Raw genomic sequence first — 14,525 nt, forward strand, 5'->3', positions numbered from 1 at the left:
GACATAGACGGATTTGACGCGAGGTATTTTACGCCGACGACGGCTGCTGAAGTGGTGTCGCATGTCTGGTCTCCTTGAGCAGACAAACAGCATTACGATCAGCTACCGGATGATCAGCAATACATTGACCCGAAGTCGACGTAGAGCGATAGAATGAATTCCCCGGTAGCGCCTAGGTGTTGCCTGGAACCACGAGTGGCTGCGTTTAAGCCGTGAGAAGCGCGCAGCTCACTCGTTCTTCTAACGATCCTTGTCAGCAAAGATGGCGTCCTGCCTCAGGGGCTGACAGCTCACCCCCCGAAATCTATAACTCGGGCGACAGGTTAAGCCCTCCACGTTAGGGAAGACAGTCTTGACAGAGGGGTGTTTCGCCGTCCCGAGCACTATAGTTATCTGTGGATAAAGCGCTAGGTCGTCCACTATGAGTGGATTTCGTATGGAGACAACTTGTGGATAAAGTTTGTATAAGCTGTGATTAAGGCCTCCGGCGATGACCTAAATTTCACTGTATGTCTGACCTTTTTATGAACTTTATTCGCGCTGGTTATTTTTTGATCAAATTTAGGATGACGGTTCGCAGATCGCCGTCACCTTATTCCTGCGTGTGATGCTCATTCTTTTTCTTATATGAAATCGGTATTGTCTTAGGATTAGACGCTCGCTGAAACCCGTTCTGTATTCCGCAATCTGTTCACTCGATAAGTAGGCTTAGGCATTCATTTCGGCGTCGGCGCGAGGCTTCCATGCAGCTCCTTGTACCGCTGCATGATGTCGATCACCAACGAATTCACCGCCAGGATGTGCATGGCTCGGGTCACGGAGACGTAGAGCAGGTTCAGCTCATCGTCGCGGCTGGCTCGGTCGATCTCCGGTGCCAACGGATCCGCGCTGAAGTCGTCATAGAGCCCTACGAAGTCCCATTCCAGGCCCTTGGCCTTATGCGCTGTAGTCAGGGTGACGGTGGCATCCAGCTCGCTGGCCACCGCGCAGCGCCGCAGCTGTTCGATGCGCTTAGGCAGGTCGAAGTAGGCCTCGATGCTCCGCACCGAGCGCTGCATCTCTGGATCCTGAGTAGCCTTGGCGATCTCCTGGTACTGCTCGAAGTCCCGGTAGTCGCGCAAGAGCTTTTTCTGCTGCACCAGGTCATTGCGACCTCGGCTGAACTGGAACAGGTCCTCGAGCTCGCGCAGCGAATAGCTGTCGATCCCGCCAATCCAGTACATGCGGTGGCCACCCTGTTTTTCCAGGCGAAGAGCGTTCTCGATCACCCCACTGACGGTGCGATGCAGCCAGGTGCGGTGGGCGAGGTCCTCAGGAAGCGATCGCTTTACCAGGGTGCGCTGGCCGAGGCCCTGCAGCTTCACCGTCTCGCCCTTGAACGACAGGATGACGTTGGCCACGTGGGCCACCGCCGGGCCGAAGCGGAAAGACTGGGTCAGGTAGTGCTTCTCGGCGTCCGCCATCCAGGTCGCGCTGAGGGCATCCTGGGCACCACGAAAGCGGTAGAGCTGCTGGTGGCGATCGCCGACCATGACCTGGATGGTGCGCTGCCGCTGCACCAGGTCGGCGATTACCGGGTTCACGTCCTGGCCCTCATCGAGCAGGATGGCGCCGAAGCGGTTGGACAGGTCCGGGCGACTCATCTGGTAGAGCTTGAGATAGCCGTCGTGGGTGATCTGCACGCCGGCGTCCTGCAGGTCGATCATGCGCTTCCAGACGCTGATGGCCATGCCCACCACCTGGGTGATCCGTCGCTCCTGCAGCGGCGTCAGGCCGCGGCCTTCGTAGCGGGCGAAGTGGCGACCGTCTAGGGCCATGTCGGCGCTTGCCATGAAGGTGTTGAGAGTGTTGACCACGTCCCTGGCCAGCTCCCAGTCCTGGGTGTCCAGCACCCGGGCAACCTCGGTGATGCGCAGATTGCCGGCCTGCTTGTGCTGGTACTGGGTGCCATAGACGGCATAGGCGAGGCCGTGGGCGGTCTTGCAGGTTACGTTGCGCGGAAAGCGATTCTTCGCCGCCATCTCCACCGACTTGTTGTAGCAGAGGTAGAGCATCTTCACGTCCGCATGGGCGCTGGCGTAGCCCACCAGGGTAGTGGTCTTGCCGGTGCCGGCAAAGGCCTGGATCAGCAGCTTGCGCGCGTTTGACGCGATGGCGGGGGCTTGCTCAGAGGTCCACTGCATGGGGTATCTCCAGATCGGCTGGGACAGGGGTTCAATACCACCCCTGCATATTGATGGGCATGAAGGCGCTCCTTGTGGCCAGGTTGCGGCCACGGAGCACGCCGGTGGCTACAGGTATTTCTTGAACGAAGCGGTAGTGAGGTTCACCGACAAGGCCAGCAGCGCTGCACACGGCAGCAGCACCAGGAGCGGGCTCACGCTGAACGGCAAGGCGAGGTAGAGCGACCAGGGCAGCAGGGCCAGCGGCAACATGGTGCTGCGGGCCTTGTGGTAGAAGTAGCTCGACTCCCGGCCGGCGCTGAACTTGCGGATGTCGCGTCGCACCAGGCCATCAATGAAGCCGACCAAGGCGGCCATGGCGAAGAGCGGTACCGCCAGGATAAGGATCACCAGGCGCACGCAGAACACCAGGATGGTGAAGAGGGCAGATAGGCCATAGGTCTGCACCGTCGTGACACTCTGCGCGGCCAGGTAGCGCACATCGAGCTCGCTCCGCGGGCCGGCAGCCGCCAGTTGCTGCATCCCGGTCAGCCACTGAACCAGTCCTGTTTTCACAAAGAGCCAGTCGTAGAGCAGCCCTACCAGCCAGGTCGCCGTGTGCCCGGGCTCCTGAACCACGACGCTGGAGAGAAATCCCTGGGACAGCCAGCCCAGCTCGTGATCAAGCATGCCTTTCGCGTGGTGCCAGCCAGCCTCCGGCCAGAAGAAGTAGAGGCAAAGCCAATCAACCAGGATGGCACCGCCCAGGGACAGGAACATCACGCCGATGAAGTGAAAGGGGAAGCTGAGCACCGACCCGATAAAGGTCTGCTCCTTGACCTGCTGTTGCTGAGCGCGCTGGGCGACGTCGGCCATTATCGGCGTCCTCGAGGAGCGGCGCTGGCGCGCCGGGCGATGGAGAAGAGCGCCTGGCGCTCGGCGGCAAGATCCGACTGATGCTGGAAGGCTTCCCACTCAGTGCCACCGGCTCGCCCTGCCGGCGGCCAGAGGTTGCCGCGGGGCCGCACGACCTCGGCCACCTGGCGGCCGGTGGCCACCAGCAAGCCCCAACCCGATGGGAGATCAGCCGCCTGCAGCAGCCCCTCGGGACAGAGGTAGAAGCGGTAGAGCCCTAGCCCGCCGGCGGCCCGCTCGGGCTTGTTGCGATCGGCCAGGAAGTCCGCACGGCTGGTCTTTACCTCGATCAACGTTGAGCAGTTGCTACGAAAGCCCAGCACATCGGGCTGCTCGCGTGATCCGAAGCACCGCAGCTCGGTGGCGACGAGGGGAAAGCCCTGCCGGCGCAACCAGGCGGCGCCCAAGGCGATGAGGCGGGCATGATCGAGATCGCTGGTCATGCCGCGTCTCCTTCGTCAGCGGCGCCTTGGGCCATCTGACGGAAGTCGTCCTGCAGGTCCAGGGGCAGGTCGTCTGCGACCCGGCGCTGGCCTGGAGCCTCCCACCACTCACTGCCGGTGGCCTGGCCCACCTGGTAGGCCGTGCGCATCTTCTCCGCGAGCTCCTGCAGGTCCTTGGGCATCGCTTCATCCGGATCCACCGCCGGCAGCGGCATCCGCACCTTCCACAGGTTGCCGCCCTCGATCAGCGCGTAGCACTGGCCCTTGGGTAGGCCCACGACATGGGCGGGCTCCAGCATGGGCACGCTGGTGGCGCTCAACTGGTCATGGGTGTTGGAGGTGAAGGCGGTCTTGCCGTTGACGGCGTCGCTCGCGCTGCTTGCTGGCGTAGCGGTGAAGACCTGCACCTTGGGCAACTGGTTGGTCAGCAGCTCAGCCGTCGCCGTCTCGCGGACCCGCAGCATGAAGAGGTTGTTGAAGTTGCCGATGATCTGCCCGGCCTTGGCGCGGTTGCCGATCTTGGCCTCGATGTCGGACAGGGTCTGAGTGTAGGCCGTCACCTGCAGACCGGCGCCGCCACCCTTGTTGATCATGGGGATGAACTCATCGCCGATCAGCTCGTTGAACTCGTCGGCGTGCAGGTTGATGGCCACCTTGCCGCTGGCCTCCCCGGGCAAGCCATCATCGATGCCGTACTTGTAGATGTGGCCGGCAACCGAGACCAGGTCTGAGAACATGGAGTTGCCAACCGCCGCGGCGACCTCGGTGTCGGAGAGGGCGTCCAGGCCGACGTAGACCACGGCGCGTTTGCGCACCACCTGCATCCAGTCGAAGATCGGTCGGGGATCGTTGACGTCGTGGTAGTCCGGAGCGATCAGCTCCGCCATGCGGCCGGTGGTGAGTTTTTCTAGCAGCGGCAGCAGCGAGGCGACGATCTTGTCGAAGTAGGTCTTGTCGTAGCGCACGGCGCTACGCAGGCCGTCCATAACCGGATCCAGCACTCGCGTCTGGTTCAGGTACTGGTCGATGGCGATGACCCGCAGGGGGCGGCCCTTCATGTTGAAGGGGACGTTCTTATCGTTGAGCTTGCTCTCGATGAAGATGATCTTTTCCCAGGCCTTGGGATCATGCTCGTCGAAGTATTTCTGGGCGTATTCCAGGAACAGCCCCTCGATGTTGATCACGTGCTGCTGGATCTGCAGGTAGTCCGGCCGCCGACCGAGGGCGACCAGGGCCCGGGCGATGATGTTGACGAAGCGCCAGGCGAATTCCTTGAACGCTGCCGAATTGCCCTCGCTGGACAGCTGGCCCGCGACGCGAGTGGCCACCTCCGAGATCCGGCCAAAGCGGCCCACAGCGTTGTAGCGCGCAGAGTGGTCCGGCCAGCCCAGGTGGAAGACGTAGAACTCGTTGGCCCGGCCGGCGCGCTCGCACTCGACGTACATGCGCTTAAGGAGGTCAGCATCGCCCTTAGGATCGAAGACGATCACCACCTCATGCTGGCCGCGCCGCTTGCGGCGGATGTCCTGGGTGATGAAGAGCTCGGCCAGGCGCGTCTTGCCCACACGAGTGGTGCCCATGACGATGGAGTGACCCACCCGCTCGCCCAACGGCAGGGTAACGTCGTGCTCCTCAGGTTCAATGCCGTGCAGCCGCGGGAGGCCGCCCACCGGAGGCAGGGGGCGGAACGGGTTCGCCGCGTTGTCCCAGGCGGTGGCCTTGGCCAGTAGGGTGAGTGGGAAAGGCGCGAATTCCAGGCGCGCCTCGAGTCGCCGCGCCTTGTTGGTCCATTCCGACGGCTCGACATAGGGCGCGTACTGCGGCAGGTAGGTGTCGACCAGGCGCTGGGTGTGCTTCTGCTCCCACCGAAAGCCCTTGCCCACGAACAGCCGCTCATTGCTGACCGGGATCTCCTTGCTGGTCATGCTGTAAAACGACAGGCGTCGGATGTTGCGTCGGTAGCGCAACACGCGCAGCGCCTGGCGCAAGCGGTAGATCCCGAAGCCAAGAAAGGCCACGGCCGTGACCAGGCCGAACAGCGGGGTCAGGGCGACAGCCCAAGGTGCGAACACGCACAGGAAGGCCATCGCCAGGCACACCTGCACCGTGTAGAGCTCCACAGCAGGCCGCAGCAGCGTGTCCAGTGCATGGTTGCGGGCCATGGTCAGTGCTCCAGCTCGTCAGCGCCTGGCAGCGGCAGGGCCGCGGCGTGCTCTTTGCGGATAGCCTCGGCTTCGTCACGCGGCAGCGCTGCTTCGAAGCGCTCACAGAGGGTCAGCTCATCATCCAGCGAGCGTCCCGTGATCTCCCCGCCATGGAGGTCGATCAAGACGCCGAGGTCGCCTGCGAGCGCTTCACGAGCAGCGGCTCCGGCGGGCATGCGGATCACCAGCGTTACATACGGGGATGCGGGGCTAGGCATGGGAGACTCCTATTGCTCCAGAGCGGTGGGGGTGATGAGCACGGGGTAGTGGTCGAGCCCGAGGCGGGCAGCCAGGTCATCGCCGACTACAGGGCTAATGGCCAGCCCGGGGGCCCAGCTGCGGATTGCAGCCAGGCGCTGGGCGCTGGCGACATTGACCGCCAGGCCAGCGGCGCCGAGGCGCTGCAGAGTCTCGCCACGGCTGGCTAGCCACTGGCGAGACAGGTCGTCATCACCGATTAGGAAAAAGGGCTGCAGACCCGGTGCGTTCAGTGCGCGCCCCTGGACGGTGCCGGGGGTGAGCTGTTGCGATCGCACGGGGAAGCCCAAGGCCTGGGCAGGCTGTGGCAGCGGCGCTTGGCGCTGTCCCTGCGCAGGCTCCGGGTTCAGGCTCTGGTAGTAGGGCAGGGCGGAGACGCCGCCGAGGTCTTCGACCACGGTGAGGTTGGCTGCCTGGGCGGCCAGTGGCAGGGTCAGGGCGATGAGCGAGAGGATCTGCTTCATGGATTCGAGGCCAGGAGGTTCAGGCCGGTGACCCGGCTCAGGTGTTTGGCGAAGAGCTCGCGGTACTTGGCGGCAGGTGCGCCGCCGGCAGGGCGGTGGTAGCGGCCTGCGACGTTGATCCAGTCGCCGCCCTGTGCACGCAGCTCAGCGAGCATCCGGGCCGCGACTTCCAGGTTTTTGTAGGGGTTGAGCGCCTCGCAGGGCGAGACGCCGCGGCCGAAGCGATGCCCGTTCCAGCCCATGTTGACCTGAGCGATGCCAACGTCGACCCGCTTGGCGCCGGCGGTGTTGAGCGCGACCAGCAGCGCGGTACAGGCATCGGCTCGGGTGGCGAAGCGATAGCCGGCGCCGGCAACGTTTAGCGTCCAGGGCCAGGGCACCAGCTGCGTCCCTTGGCCACGTAGGCGGGTACCACTTTCCTGCAGGGCAACCGAGTACAGGACTTCGGAAGGGATACCGGCTTGGTAGGCAGCCAGCTGATAGGCCGGCGGCGGGGTCTCGGCCGCCATTGCGCCGAGCGCGATCGACTGCAGGAGCACAACGGCGCCCAGCGCCCTGATCATTGCCTGAGCCATTGTCCGTTCACCTCGCGCACGGCCGCGGGCAGCTCTCCGCCCAGGCCGAGCTGAACCCAGCGGCCAGCATCATGGTTCAGGGTGATCTGTCGGGTACGCACCTTGGCCGGATCAATGCCGGCGAGCACCGCCCAGCGGCGGATCTTGGCATCGTCGTTCTGGCTACCGATCAGATAGAGATCGAAGGCCTGGCCAGCGCTCTGCAGGGCCTGGACCCGCTCAGTACAGGCCGCGCAGCTGTCCGTCACGAACACGGCGAGCCGCCCGTTACCGCGTACTGCGGGGCTGGCCTGCGGCGCGGCCTGGCCGCCGGCCTGTACTGGCTGCAGGTTCGGGTAGAGGCGATTCCAGGCGTCGCGGTAGGCCTGGTCGTAGGCTAGCTCCTTCTGTACCCGCTGCGCCTCGGCGCGGACCTGCAGCTCGGCATAGCGACGCCGCTCGGCATCGGACTGAGCTTCGATGCCCAGGGCGGTGAGTGGATCCAGCCCGGGCGAGTAGACGCCGCGACTGCCTTGCATCAGGGTCCGGTAGCGCTGAAATTCCTGGCTACTCAGACCCCATTCCTGGGCGACGGCACTGTCGTTACGCTGGATTGCACTCTGACGCTCAGCGCTATCTGATTCGCCCGAGAGGACGTGGGGGGCGACGAGGTCAGCGGTGAGTGCGGGCGCGGAAGGCGAGAGCAGAACGAGAGCGATCGCAAGGCTCGCCGCAAGGAAAGGGGGCTGTGGACGCATGGGTTGCCTCTACTACTTGACGGAAAGGGTACGGGTCGCGCCGTCGACGCTGAACTGCGCCTGGCGGTCGTCGAGGTTGGCCAGCCGCCAGCGGGTACCGCCGACGTTGTCGCCTGGGCGCACCAGGTAGAGCTCGCTGAGCTGGGTGCTACCGGGAGGGGCGACTGAGAGAAAGCGCTCGCCGCCGCGGTACTCGATGCCCACGACGGTAAAGGGAGGAGGGGTTTCGACCGGCTTGGGCGGCTCGGGCTTGCGCGTGGTTGCCGGAGCGCTGCGCTGCTTGGGAACGATCAGCGGGGGCGGTGCCTTGGCTGGCTCCACTGCTTTTCTGCGCAGGTCGCCAAGGTCGTTCTGTAGGCCTTCGATCTTCGCCTCGAGCACCACCAGATCGCCGGACTGGGCCATGCCCTGCAGCGCGGTCTGATTGGCACGCTGGATCTCCACCAGCATGGCCTGGGCGGTGTCGATTCGCTGGGAAAGCGCTTGCTGACTGGCCCGGAAATCGGCGTCTTGCACAGGCTTGCCGCCGGCGAAGCCATCCATCTGGTCCTGCATCTTGTCCAGACGCTGGGTGATGGCCTGGACCGTGTTCTGGTCAGCTGTCGCGTTCAGGTCACGATTGACGTGAGACAGCTCTACGTAGAGATATAGACACGCACCCGACAAGGCTGCAAAGCCAGTGGCGACGAGCGTTTGTGATAGGGAAGGGCGCTTCATAGGGGACCTCGCACAGGATGCCGTGCAAGGTCGCAGAAGCGCAGAAGGGGGTCAGCAGTAAACCTTATCCAGGTCTCAGGAGGTTAGGTTTCGGGGTTCAAGTGCCCAGAGGTCGGACTTTGGTCGGGTGCTGAGAGCGAGCGGGTTATGATGCGCGCTTAGGCTGAGAGGACTACCAAGGTGCTAGTGATTCGGCTGGAAAAAGGTGGCGTGATCAATCTGGAGCGTCAGGTGAGCACCTCAAATGGGTACGGCATCTGGGAATACCATCGGAGCCAGAGCTCGACGATGTATAGGCCCGACTTTACCGTTTATCGTCACGTTGCGATAAAGCCAGCCGATCCACAGGCTGGGCAGCAGGTGAGCGTGGCGATCTGCCTACCTGGTACGCCTGAGAATGAATGGAAGCCCTTCCGGGTAGGGATCGCTAGCTTCGACGGAATCTGATTCGTCCCCCGTTGCTGTCGAGACGCCTTCACTTCTTTATGCGGGATGTAGAGCAATGCGATTTAAAGACGAGCTTCGTGACATCGAGCCGATCACGGCCACTGAGATGTACCGAATTGAAGGGCCTATCCCGAGCTATATATACGTGGAACGTGCGCTCGCAGAGCTAGCTGAGGCTGAAGCGAAAGCCAATGCCGGCTTCTTAGAAAAGCTTGGACGGGGCGTAGGCGCCATCAGATCACAGCCCAGCTGGGAAGGCTGGAAGGGATGGGGTGCAGCACGCCAGTTGAAGTGCGCAGCTCTGGCAGGAGCGGGCTGGCACTACGACGAGAGTCACCTGCCCTATGAGCAAGCCGCTCGCGCATATGAGAAGGTGCGCCAAGTTCTGCTTTCACCTCAGTGTAACTCTGCGCAAGAGCTGCTGGAGCTGCTTGATAGGACCTAGCTGATCCGGGGTTGTAAGCGATCTGGACAGAAAAATCCTGTGCAGTGGGAACGACCACGTTATTCATCTAGGTTTCGGGCGATATGGCGGACCAGATCCAAGGGATACTGAGCCTGAACGACGTTCAGCATCAGGTCGCGCTGCCGCTTAGGAAGCAGCTTTACACAGCGCCGTGCCGTGTCGCGGACGGCACTTTCAGTCCCGTGAATTCGTACCGTCAGCAGCAGAGCCAGCGTGCAGTAGGTCAGATCACGCTGAGTAGGCTTGGGCATGTATAAATCTCCAGTCGTCGGCGACGAGTGACGTCAGATGGACAGCATAGCGATTCCTTTGCTAACTGTATAAATACACAGTCTGACGAAAGGAGGCTCGCTTTGCCATGTCTATCGAATTTGTTGCCAATCTGGCTCCGTCTGAAACGGCCCTACCAGTCTTCCTCTTCCGTGTCCCCTGCGGGTTCCCATCGCCTGCGCAGGACCACCTCGAGTCGGTCATCTCGCTCGATGACCTACTGAACATCAAGGCTCCACACACCTACATCGTCCGCGCTACCGGGGACAGCATGATGGGCCTCGGCATCTTCCCGAATGACTTGCTGATCATCACGCGGGCACGTGAAGCGGTGCCAGGTGATGTTGTGGTGGCGGCGCTCAACCGCGAGCCGTTGATCAAGACGTTGCAGAGAAATGCCAGCGGCCAGTACGAGCTGCACTCGGCCAATCGCCACTACAAACCGATCCCTGTGCGGGAAGAAGACGAATTCGAGGTCTGGGGCATCGCTACCGATTGCCTGAGGCGCCTCGGTCATGCCTGACCAGGTCTATGCGCTCATTGATTGCAACAGCTTCTACTGCAGCTGTGAGCGAGTGTTCAGGCCGGACCTGAACGGGGTTCCGGTGGTGGTCCTCAGCAACAACGATGGCTGTGTCATCGCGCGCAGCGCCGAGGCCAAGCAGCTCGGGATCAAGATGGGGGCGCCATGGTTCCAGCTCCGGGAGTTTGCGCGTCAGAATGGCGTTCGGGCATTCAGTTCCAACTACGCGCTCTATGGTGACGTCAGTGACCGCGTGATGCGGACTATTGGAAGCATAGTGCCCGCCTACGAGATTTACAGTATTGACGAGTGCTTCGCTGATTTAACTGGCATACCAGAGCCGCTAAAAGACGTAGGCAGGGCGATCAAGGACAAGGTCTTTCAGTGGACACGGATACCTGTTGGCGTTGGTATCGCCAATACCAAGACGCTGGCCAAGCTCGCCAACCATGCTGCCAAGCGTTGGATCGATCGTACGGGTGGGGTGGTCGATCTCCGTGACCCGGAGCTACGAGATAAGGTACTGCGGAAGCTGCCTGTCGACGAGGTCTGGGGGGTCGGCCGCCGGCTGAAGGTCAAGCTCGAAGCGATGGGTATCCAGACGGCTTGGGACCTCGCTCAGTACGATGCATGGTCATTGCGCAAGCAATTCAGCGTGGTCCTGGAGAAGACTGCTCGGGAGCTCAGGGGGGCGCGGTGTCTCGACCTCGAAGAGGTCGAGCCGCCAAAGCAGATGATCTGCAGCAGCCGGATGTTTGGCGCCCGTCAGTATCAGCTTTCTGCTCTGGCTGAGGCGGTGGCCAGCTACACCTCGCGAGCGGCAGAAAAGCTCAGGGCTCAGAACTCCCTGTGTCAGATCCTTCGTGTCGGCATTCAGACCGGCATGTTCAATCCCGAGCAACCCCGCTATGCCAATAGCGTGACCCTACAGCTGCCCTATCCCACTGATGACACCCGAGTGCTGATCCAGTACGCCCAGTTCGGGCTGGCCCGGATCTTCCGGGAAGGGTACGCATACTCCAAGGCCGAGATTCTGTTGGCCGAAATCTGCCAGCGCGGCGAGATCACCGGTGACCTCTTCACGCCTGCGCAGCCTGCTATTGCTGACCAGCTGATGGCCACCCTGGATGCGGTGAACCGAAAGTACGGCCGTGGCACCTTGCGCGCAGCGCGGATCCGCGAAGCACCAGGATGGAGCATGCGACGCGAGTTGCTCAGCCAGGGGTTCACTACCAGGGTCGACCAGGTCTGGACGATCTAAGAACGCGCGATTGCGGTGTGCATTTAGGGTAGACCGCAAGCGGTACGCACTGGGTGTCTCAAATTTCGTACGGATTAGGGTCTGGAACCGTTGCCAAATGGCACACTGCCTTATTAACACATCAAAACCACACGCGCACGTTCCGTTTAGCATCAGGCTTGCTGTCAAGGCTAAGTAGAGATGTCGCTCTGGCGGCTAAGTAGAACTGTCAGTTCTGATACCACTGATGCCAGTCAGCCCGGTCACGTTGCCAACATTAGTGGTTAAAACCCTCCACCTATGCTGAAGTATGGCCAGCTGGAGCCGCTGGAATGTCACGCATGTCGATCCCTCTCCTTATTGTCATAGAACTGACGCATGAAAGCTTGAGTTGTCTCGAAAATGCGGGGTTCGAAATCCATGTCGCACCCAAGGCCTCGGCGCGATCAGCACTCACACAGGCCTTGGGCGATAGCATTCGTGCTGTGCTGACAAATGGCTCGGTAGGCTTGAGTGCCGACGAGATCGCAGCGCTTCCGAAGCTCGAGATTATCTGCGCACTAGGTGCGGGCTACGAAAATATTGATCTGGCAGCCGCAAGAGCCAGAGGAATAGTTGTTACCAATGGTCCGGGCACAAATGACGCCTCCGTCGCAGATCACGCGATGGCACTGCTCATGGCCATTACCCGTGGAATCGTTCAGGCTGACGCAGCCGCACGACGTGGCGATTGGGCGATCTCGCGTCAACCCCGACCCATTATCTCCGGGAAAAGACTTGGCATCCTAGGGCTGGGCAATATTGGTGAACAAATCGCCCAGCGAGGCGCGAAGGGATTCGGGATGTCGGTTGCCTATCACAACCGTAAACCTCGCGATGGATCACCCTGGCGCTACTTCCCTTCAGTGATAGCACTCGCCGAGTGGTCGGATTTCCTGATTGTTGCCACGCCAGGAGGCGTATCGACAACTCACCTCATAGATTCGGCTGTTTTGGATGCGCTTGGTGCCAACGGATTTCTCGTCAACATCGCGAGGGGCAGTGTAGTAGATACAGCAGCGCTGATAGAGGTGCTGACGCAAAGACGTATTAGTGGGGCTGCACTCGACGTGGTCGAGGGAGAGCCAAACGTGCCGAGTGGTCTGGCGGAGCTGCACAATGTCATTCTCACACCTCACATTGCTGGCCGTTCCCCAGAAGCTGTACAGGCGACAGTGCAGCTTGTTCTCGACAACCTGTCCGCGCATTTTGGGGGCCGTTCCGTGCTGTCCTCTGTGTTTTAATTGAATACAGCCTGGATGTTGGCTCTAGCAGGATGCAAATTCCAGTACTAGATCTCGACACTGAACCTGCGAATCCCGAGGTTCTGCGCGTACCGGTTGAGAGCATCCAGTGTCCGAAATACCCTCACCAATTCCCGTCGTGAGCGGAGAGGGAAGTGCCGGCTTTCTTTGCTGTAGCGTACCTGCAGCTGCCATCCATGCCCGTCGGGGCCTGGAACGGCTCGCACATCCCATGCGGCCCCAGCAGCCACCAAAGCACTGAGTCCTTCAGCACTGATCGACTGACGCATAGCGGCTCCGCTTCGGCAGTGAGCTTTGCTGCAGGGCAGCTAGGATGTCCTCCGGCATGAACTCTTTGGCCTTCTTCTTCGGCGGCTCCTGGCGTTGCGCTTTGGTTGGCTTCGGATTGCCCGGTACCGCCTGGGAACGACGGCTATCGCGCTGCTCTTGCATCCGCTGCGCGACCTGTAGGACGTGCCCCAGCCGCTTGTTATCGACGATAGCGCCCTGATTAACCTCGGGCAGCTGATCGAAAACGCCAAAGGGCAGGGGAGCGCCTTCCGATCTGATTTCTATGCGCCCGCATGGATAGTGATAGATGTCCACGTAGTGGCCAGCCAGGCCTCGCGTCTGCGGGGTGTCATCAATCAGGTAGAGGCGTTTGTCGTATTGCAGGGTTAGTCTTTTCGAGACTCGCCGGGGCTCGCGCCAGGTGAGGACCAACGATAGATCTTCATCGTCACGTACCGGGCGATGGGCATCGAAGTCCGAGCGGGCCGGTTTGCCGAAGCGACGATTGTAATCGGCCATGAAGAGCGGCAGATAAGCATTGGCGGCTTCGACGGTGCTGATGTTTCGTAGTCGCAATTCCTTGACCAGGCGATCCTGCAAGGTGAGATGGGCTCGCTCGACGCGGCCCTTAGCCTGGCTGGAGTTGGCGCAGAAGGTATCGATATTCAGCTCGAACATGGCCCTGGCGAACTGCGTGTGGCCAGCGCCGCCCTGGGCGTCCTTGCTGTTGACTCGAAACACACTGGCCTTGTCGCTATAGAGCGCCAAGGGCTTACCGTGGTGCTCCAAGTAGGCCCGGGTAGCCTGGAAGTAGCTGAAGGTCGATTCGCTGCGGGTGAAGGCTAGGTGCATCAGGCGACTGGTGGCGTCGTCGATGTAGACCAGCAGGGTGCATGCCGGTGCCCGGTCCTCGAACCATCGATGGTCGCTGCCATCGATCTGGATCAGCTCGCCCAGGCAGGCTCGGCGATTGCGTGGCTGGTACACCTTAGGCGGTCGCTGCCGACGCGGCGTCCATAAACCGACATCCATCATGATGCGCCGGACCGTTTCCTTGGCCAGGCGTAGGCCGTGACATTCAACGAGTTTTTCGGCCGCAAGCGTGGGACCGAAATCCTGGTAGTGCTGCCGGATCAGAGCGGCGGCGCGCTGTTCGAGGCCAGGCCGCAGCTGATGATTGCTGGGCTGGCCGCGCTTGCGTGAGGTCAGGCCTGAAACGCCGGTATCCCGGTAACGCTGCACCAGGCGGTGAACCTGCCGGGTACTCAGCTGCAGGCGCTGGGCGGCGCGTGTAGGCGTGAGGAAACCCTCGGTCACCGCCTGGATGACCTTGAGGCGATCAACTTCGCGTAGGCTCATCGTGATCCGCTCGTAGGCTGACATCCTGATCGCTCCGCATTGGCTGCAAAGCCGGTAGGCTAGCTGCCATACGTGATCGGGACATTTCTATCTGGCTGGATCGCGACATTACTATTTGGCCGTAACACTTGCTACGCATAAGTAACGGATTATGTTGAATCGAGCTTTATA

General features: G+C 61.5%; 14 protein-coding genes. 3 read left to right on the plus strand and 11 right to left on the minus strand.

Going from position 1 to position 14,525, the window contains the following annotated elements; genetic code table 11:
* Window positions 1-716: 716 nt before the first annotated feature.
* The 10 genes from POR01S_RS01030 to POR01S_RS23230 all read right to left on the minus strand — a co-directional run bounded on the left by POR01S_RS01030 (window position 717) and on the right by POR01S_RS23230 (window position 9,639).
* On the minus strand, window positions 717-2,183 hold the full coding sequence (locus POR01S_RS01030) for a UvrD-helicase domain-containing protein (protein ID WP_042133085.1): 1,467 nt from the start codon (window positions 2,181-2,183) through the stop codon (window positions 717-719).
* Between the two features lie 108 nt (window positions 2,184-2,291).
* Window positions 2,292-3,038: a TIGR03747 family integrating conjugative element membrane protein gene (locus POR01S_RS01035; protein ID WP_042133088.1), complete on the minus strand. Its 747-nt coding sequence runs from the start codon at window positions 3,036-3,038 to the stop codon at window positions 2,292-2,294.
* On the minus strand, window positions 3,038-3,520 hold the full coding sequence (locus POR01S_RS01040; RefSeq protein WP_042133090.1) for a hypothetical protein: 483 nt from the start codon (window positions 3,518-3,520) through the stop codon (window positions 3,038-3,040). The genes POR01S_RS01035 and POR01S_RS01040 overlap by 1 nt, the downstream gene beginning before the upstream one ends.
* Window positions 3,517-5,682, minus strand: a complete 2,166-nt coding sequence (gene traD, locus POR01S_RS01045; RefSeq protein WP_042133092.1) for a type IV conjugative transfer system coupling protein TraD — start codon at window positions 5,680-5,682, stop codon at window positions 3,517-3,519. The genes POR01S_RS01040 and traD overlap by 4 nt, the downstream gene beginning before the upstream one ends.
* 2 nt (window positions 5,683-5,684) lie before the next feature.
* Window positions 5,685-5,942, minus strand: a complete 258-nt coding sequence (locus POR01S_RS01050) for a hypothetical protein (RefSeq protein ID WP_042133094.1) — start codon at window positions 5,940-5,942, stop codon at window positions 5,685-5,687.
* Window positions 5,943-5,951: 9 nt separating this feature from the next.
* Window positions 5,952-6,446 (minus strand): integrating conjugative element protein, encoded by a 495-nt coding sequence (locus POR01S_RS01055; protein WP_042133095.1) that lies wholly within the window; start codon window positions 6,444-6,446, stop codon window positions 5,952-5,954.
* Window positions 6,443-7,021: a transglycosylase SLT domain-containing protein gene (locus tag POR01S_RS01060; protein WP_042133098.1), complete on the minus strand. Its 579-nt coding sequence runs from the start codon at window positions 7,019-7,021 to the stop codon at window positions 6,443-6,445. The genes POR01S_RS01055 and POR01S_RS01060 overlap by 4 nt, the downstream gene beginning before the upstream one ends.
* Window positions 7,006-7,758, minus strand: coding sequence for a TIGR03759 family integrating conjugative element protein (locus POR01S_RS01065; protein ID WP_042133100.1), 753 nt, complete (start codon window positions 7,756-7,758; stop codon window positions 7,006-7,008). Before POR01S_RS01065 ends, POR01S_RS01060 begins: the two co-directional genes overlap by 16 nt.
* Window positions 7,759-7,770: 12 nt before the next feature.
* A complete protein-coding gene (locus POR01S_RS01070) occupies window positions 7,771-8,475 on the minus strand; it encodes a hypothetical protein (RefSeq protein ID WP_042133101.1) in 705 nt (234 codons plus the stop codon).
* Between the two features lie 951 nt (window positions 8,476-9,426).
* Window positions 9,427-9,639 (minus strand): DUF7740 domain-containing protein, encoded by a 213-nt coding sequence (locus tag POR01S_RS23230; protein ID WP_081875143.1) that lies wholly within the window; start codon window positions 9,637-9,639, stop codon window positions 9,427-9,429.
* Window positions 9,640-9,746: 107 nt separating this feature from the next.
* On the opposite strand from POR01S_RS23230, the gene POR01S_RS01085 reads away from it, so the two are divergent.
* The 3 genes from POR01S_RS01085 to POR01S_RS23235 all read left to right on the plus strand — a co-directional run bounded on the left by POR01S_RS01085 (window position 9,747) and on the right by POR01S_RS23235 (window position 12,704).
* The gene (locus tag POR01S_RS01085) at window positions 9,747-10,181 is read left to right on the plus strand and encodes a LexA family protein (protein WP_042133106.1); all 435 of its coding nucleotides are present in this window, start codon (window positions 9,747-9,749) and stop codon (window positions 10,179-10,181) included.
* Window positions 10,174-11,442 (plus strand): Y-family DNA polymerase, encoded by a 1,269-nt coding sequence (locus tag POR01S_RS01090; RefSeq protein ID WP_042133108.1) that lies wholly within the window; start codon window positions 10,174-10,176, stop codon window positions 11,440-11,442. Before POR01S_RS01085 ends, POR01S_RS01090 begins: the two co-directional genes overlap by 8 nt.
* A gap of 320 nt (window positions 11,443-11,762) precedes the next feature.
* Complete coding sequence (locus POR01S_RS23235; RefSeq protein ID WP_081875144.1) at window positions 11,763-12,704, plus strand: 2-hydroxyacid dehydrogenase; 942 nt, start codon at window positions 11,763-11,765, stop codon at window positions 12,702-12,704.
* 267 nt (window positions 12,705-12,971) lie between these two features.
* Here POR01S_RS23235 and POR01S_RS01095 read toward each other — a convergent pair whose 3' ends face one another.
* Window positions 12,972-14,378, minus strand: coding sequence for an ISNCY family transposase (locus POR01S_RS01095; RefSeq protein ID WP_042133110.1), 1,407 nt, complete (start codon window positions 14,376-14,378; stop codon window positions 12,972-12,974).
* Window positions 14,379-14,525: the final 147 nt, after the last annotated feature.

Source organism: Pseudomonas oryzihabitans NBRC 102199 (assembly GCF_000730625.1).
Lineage (GTDB): Bacteria > Pseudomonadota > Gammaproteobacteria > Pseudomonadales > Pseudomonadaceae > Chryseomonas > Chryseomonas oryzihabitans.

Excerpts from the sequence above, each read along its gene's own strand:
- POR01S_RS01065 (WP_042133100.1), bottom strand. The coding sequence starts at position 7,758 with ATGCGTCCACAGCCCCCTTTCCTTGCGGCGAGCCTTGCGATCGCTCTC.
- POR01S_RS01050 (WP_042133094.1), bottom strand. The coding sequence starts at position 5,942 with ATGCCTAGCCCCGCATCCCCGTATGTAACGCTGGTGATCCGCATGCCC.
- POR01S_RS01030 (WP_042133085.1), bottom strand. The coding sequence starts at position 2,183 with ATGCAGTGGACCTCTGAGCAAGCCCCCGCCATCGCGTCAAACGCGCGC.
- POR01S_RS01095 (WP_042133110.1), bottom strand. The coding sequence starts at position 14,378 with ATGTCAGCCTACGAGCGGATCACGATGAGCCTACGCGAAGTTGATCGC.
- POR01S_RS01070 (WP_042133101.1), bottom strand. The coding sequence starts at position 8,475 with ATGAAGCGCCCTTCCCTATCACAAACGCTCGTCGCCACTGGCTTTGCA.
- POR01S_RS01040 (WP_042133090.1), bottom strand. The coding sequence starts at position 3,520 with ATGACCAGCGATCTCGATCATGCCCGCCTCATCGCCTTGGGCGCCGCC.
- traD (WP_042133092.1), bottom strand. The coding sequence starts at position 5,682 with ATGGCCCGCAACCATGCACTGGACACGCTGCTGCGGCCTGCTGTGGAG.
- POR01S_RS01060 (WP_042133098.1), bottom strand. The coding sequence starts at position 7,021 with ATGGCTCAGGCAATGATCAGGGCGCTGGGCGCCGTTGTGCTCCTGCAG.
- POR01S_RS01085 (WP_042133106.1), top strand. The coding sequence starts at position 9,747 with ATGTCTATCGAATTTGTTGCCAATCTGGCTCCGTCTGAAACGGCCCTA.
- POR01S_RS23235 (WP_081875144.1), top strand. The coding sequence starts at position 11,763 with ATGTCGATCCCTCTCCTTATTGTCATAGAACTGACGCATGAAAGCTTG.
- POR01S_RS01055 (WP_042133095.1), bottom strand. The coding sequence starts at position 6,446 with ATGAAGCAGATCCTCTCGCTCATCGCCCTGACCCTGCCACTGGCCGCC.
- POR01S_RS23230 (WP_081875143.1), bottom strand. The coding sequence starts at position 9,639 with ATGCCCAAGCCTACTCAGCGTGATCTGACCTACTGCACGCTGGCTCTG.
- POR01S_RS01090 (WP_042133108.1), top strand. The coding sequence starts at position 10,174 with ATGCCTGACCAGGTCTATGCGCTCATTGATTGCAACAGCTTCTACTGC.
- POR01S_RS01035 (WP_042133088.1), bottom strand. The coding sequence starts at position 3,038 with ATGGCCGACGTCGCCCAGCGCGCTCAGCAACAGCAGGTCAAGGAGCAG.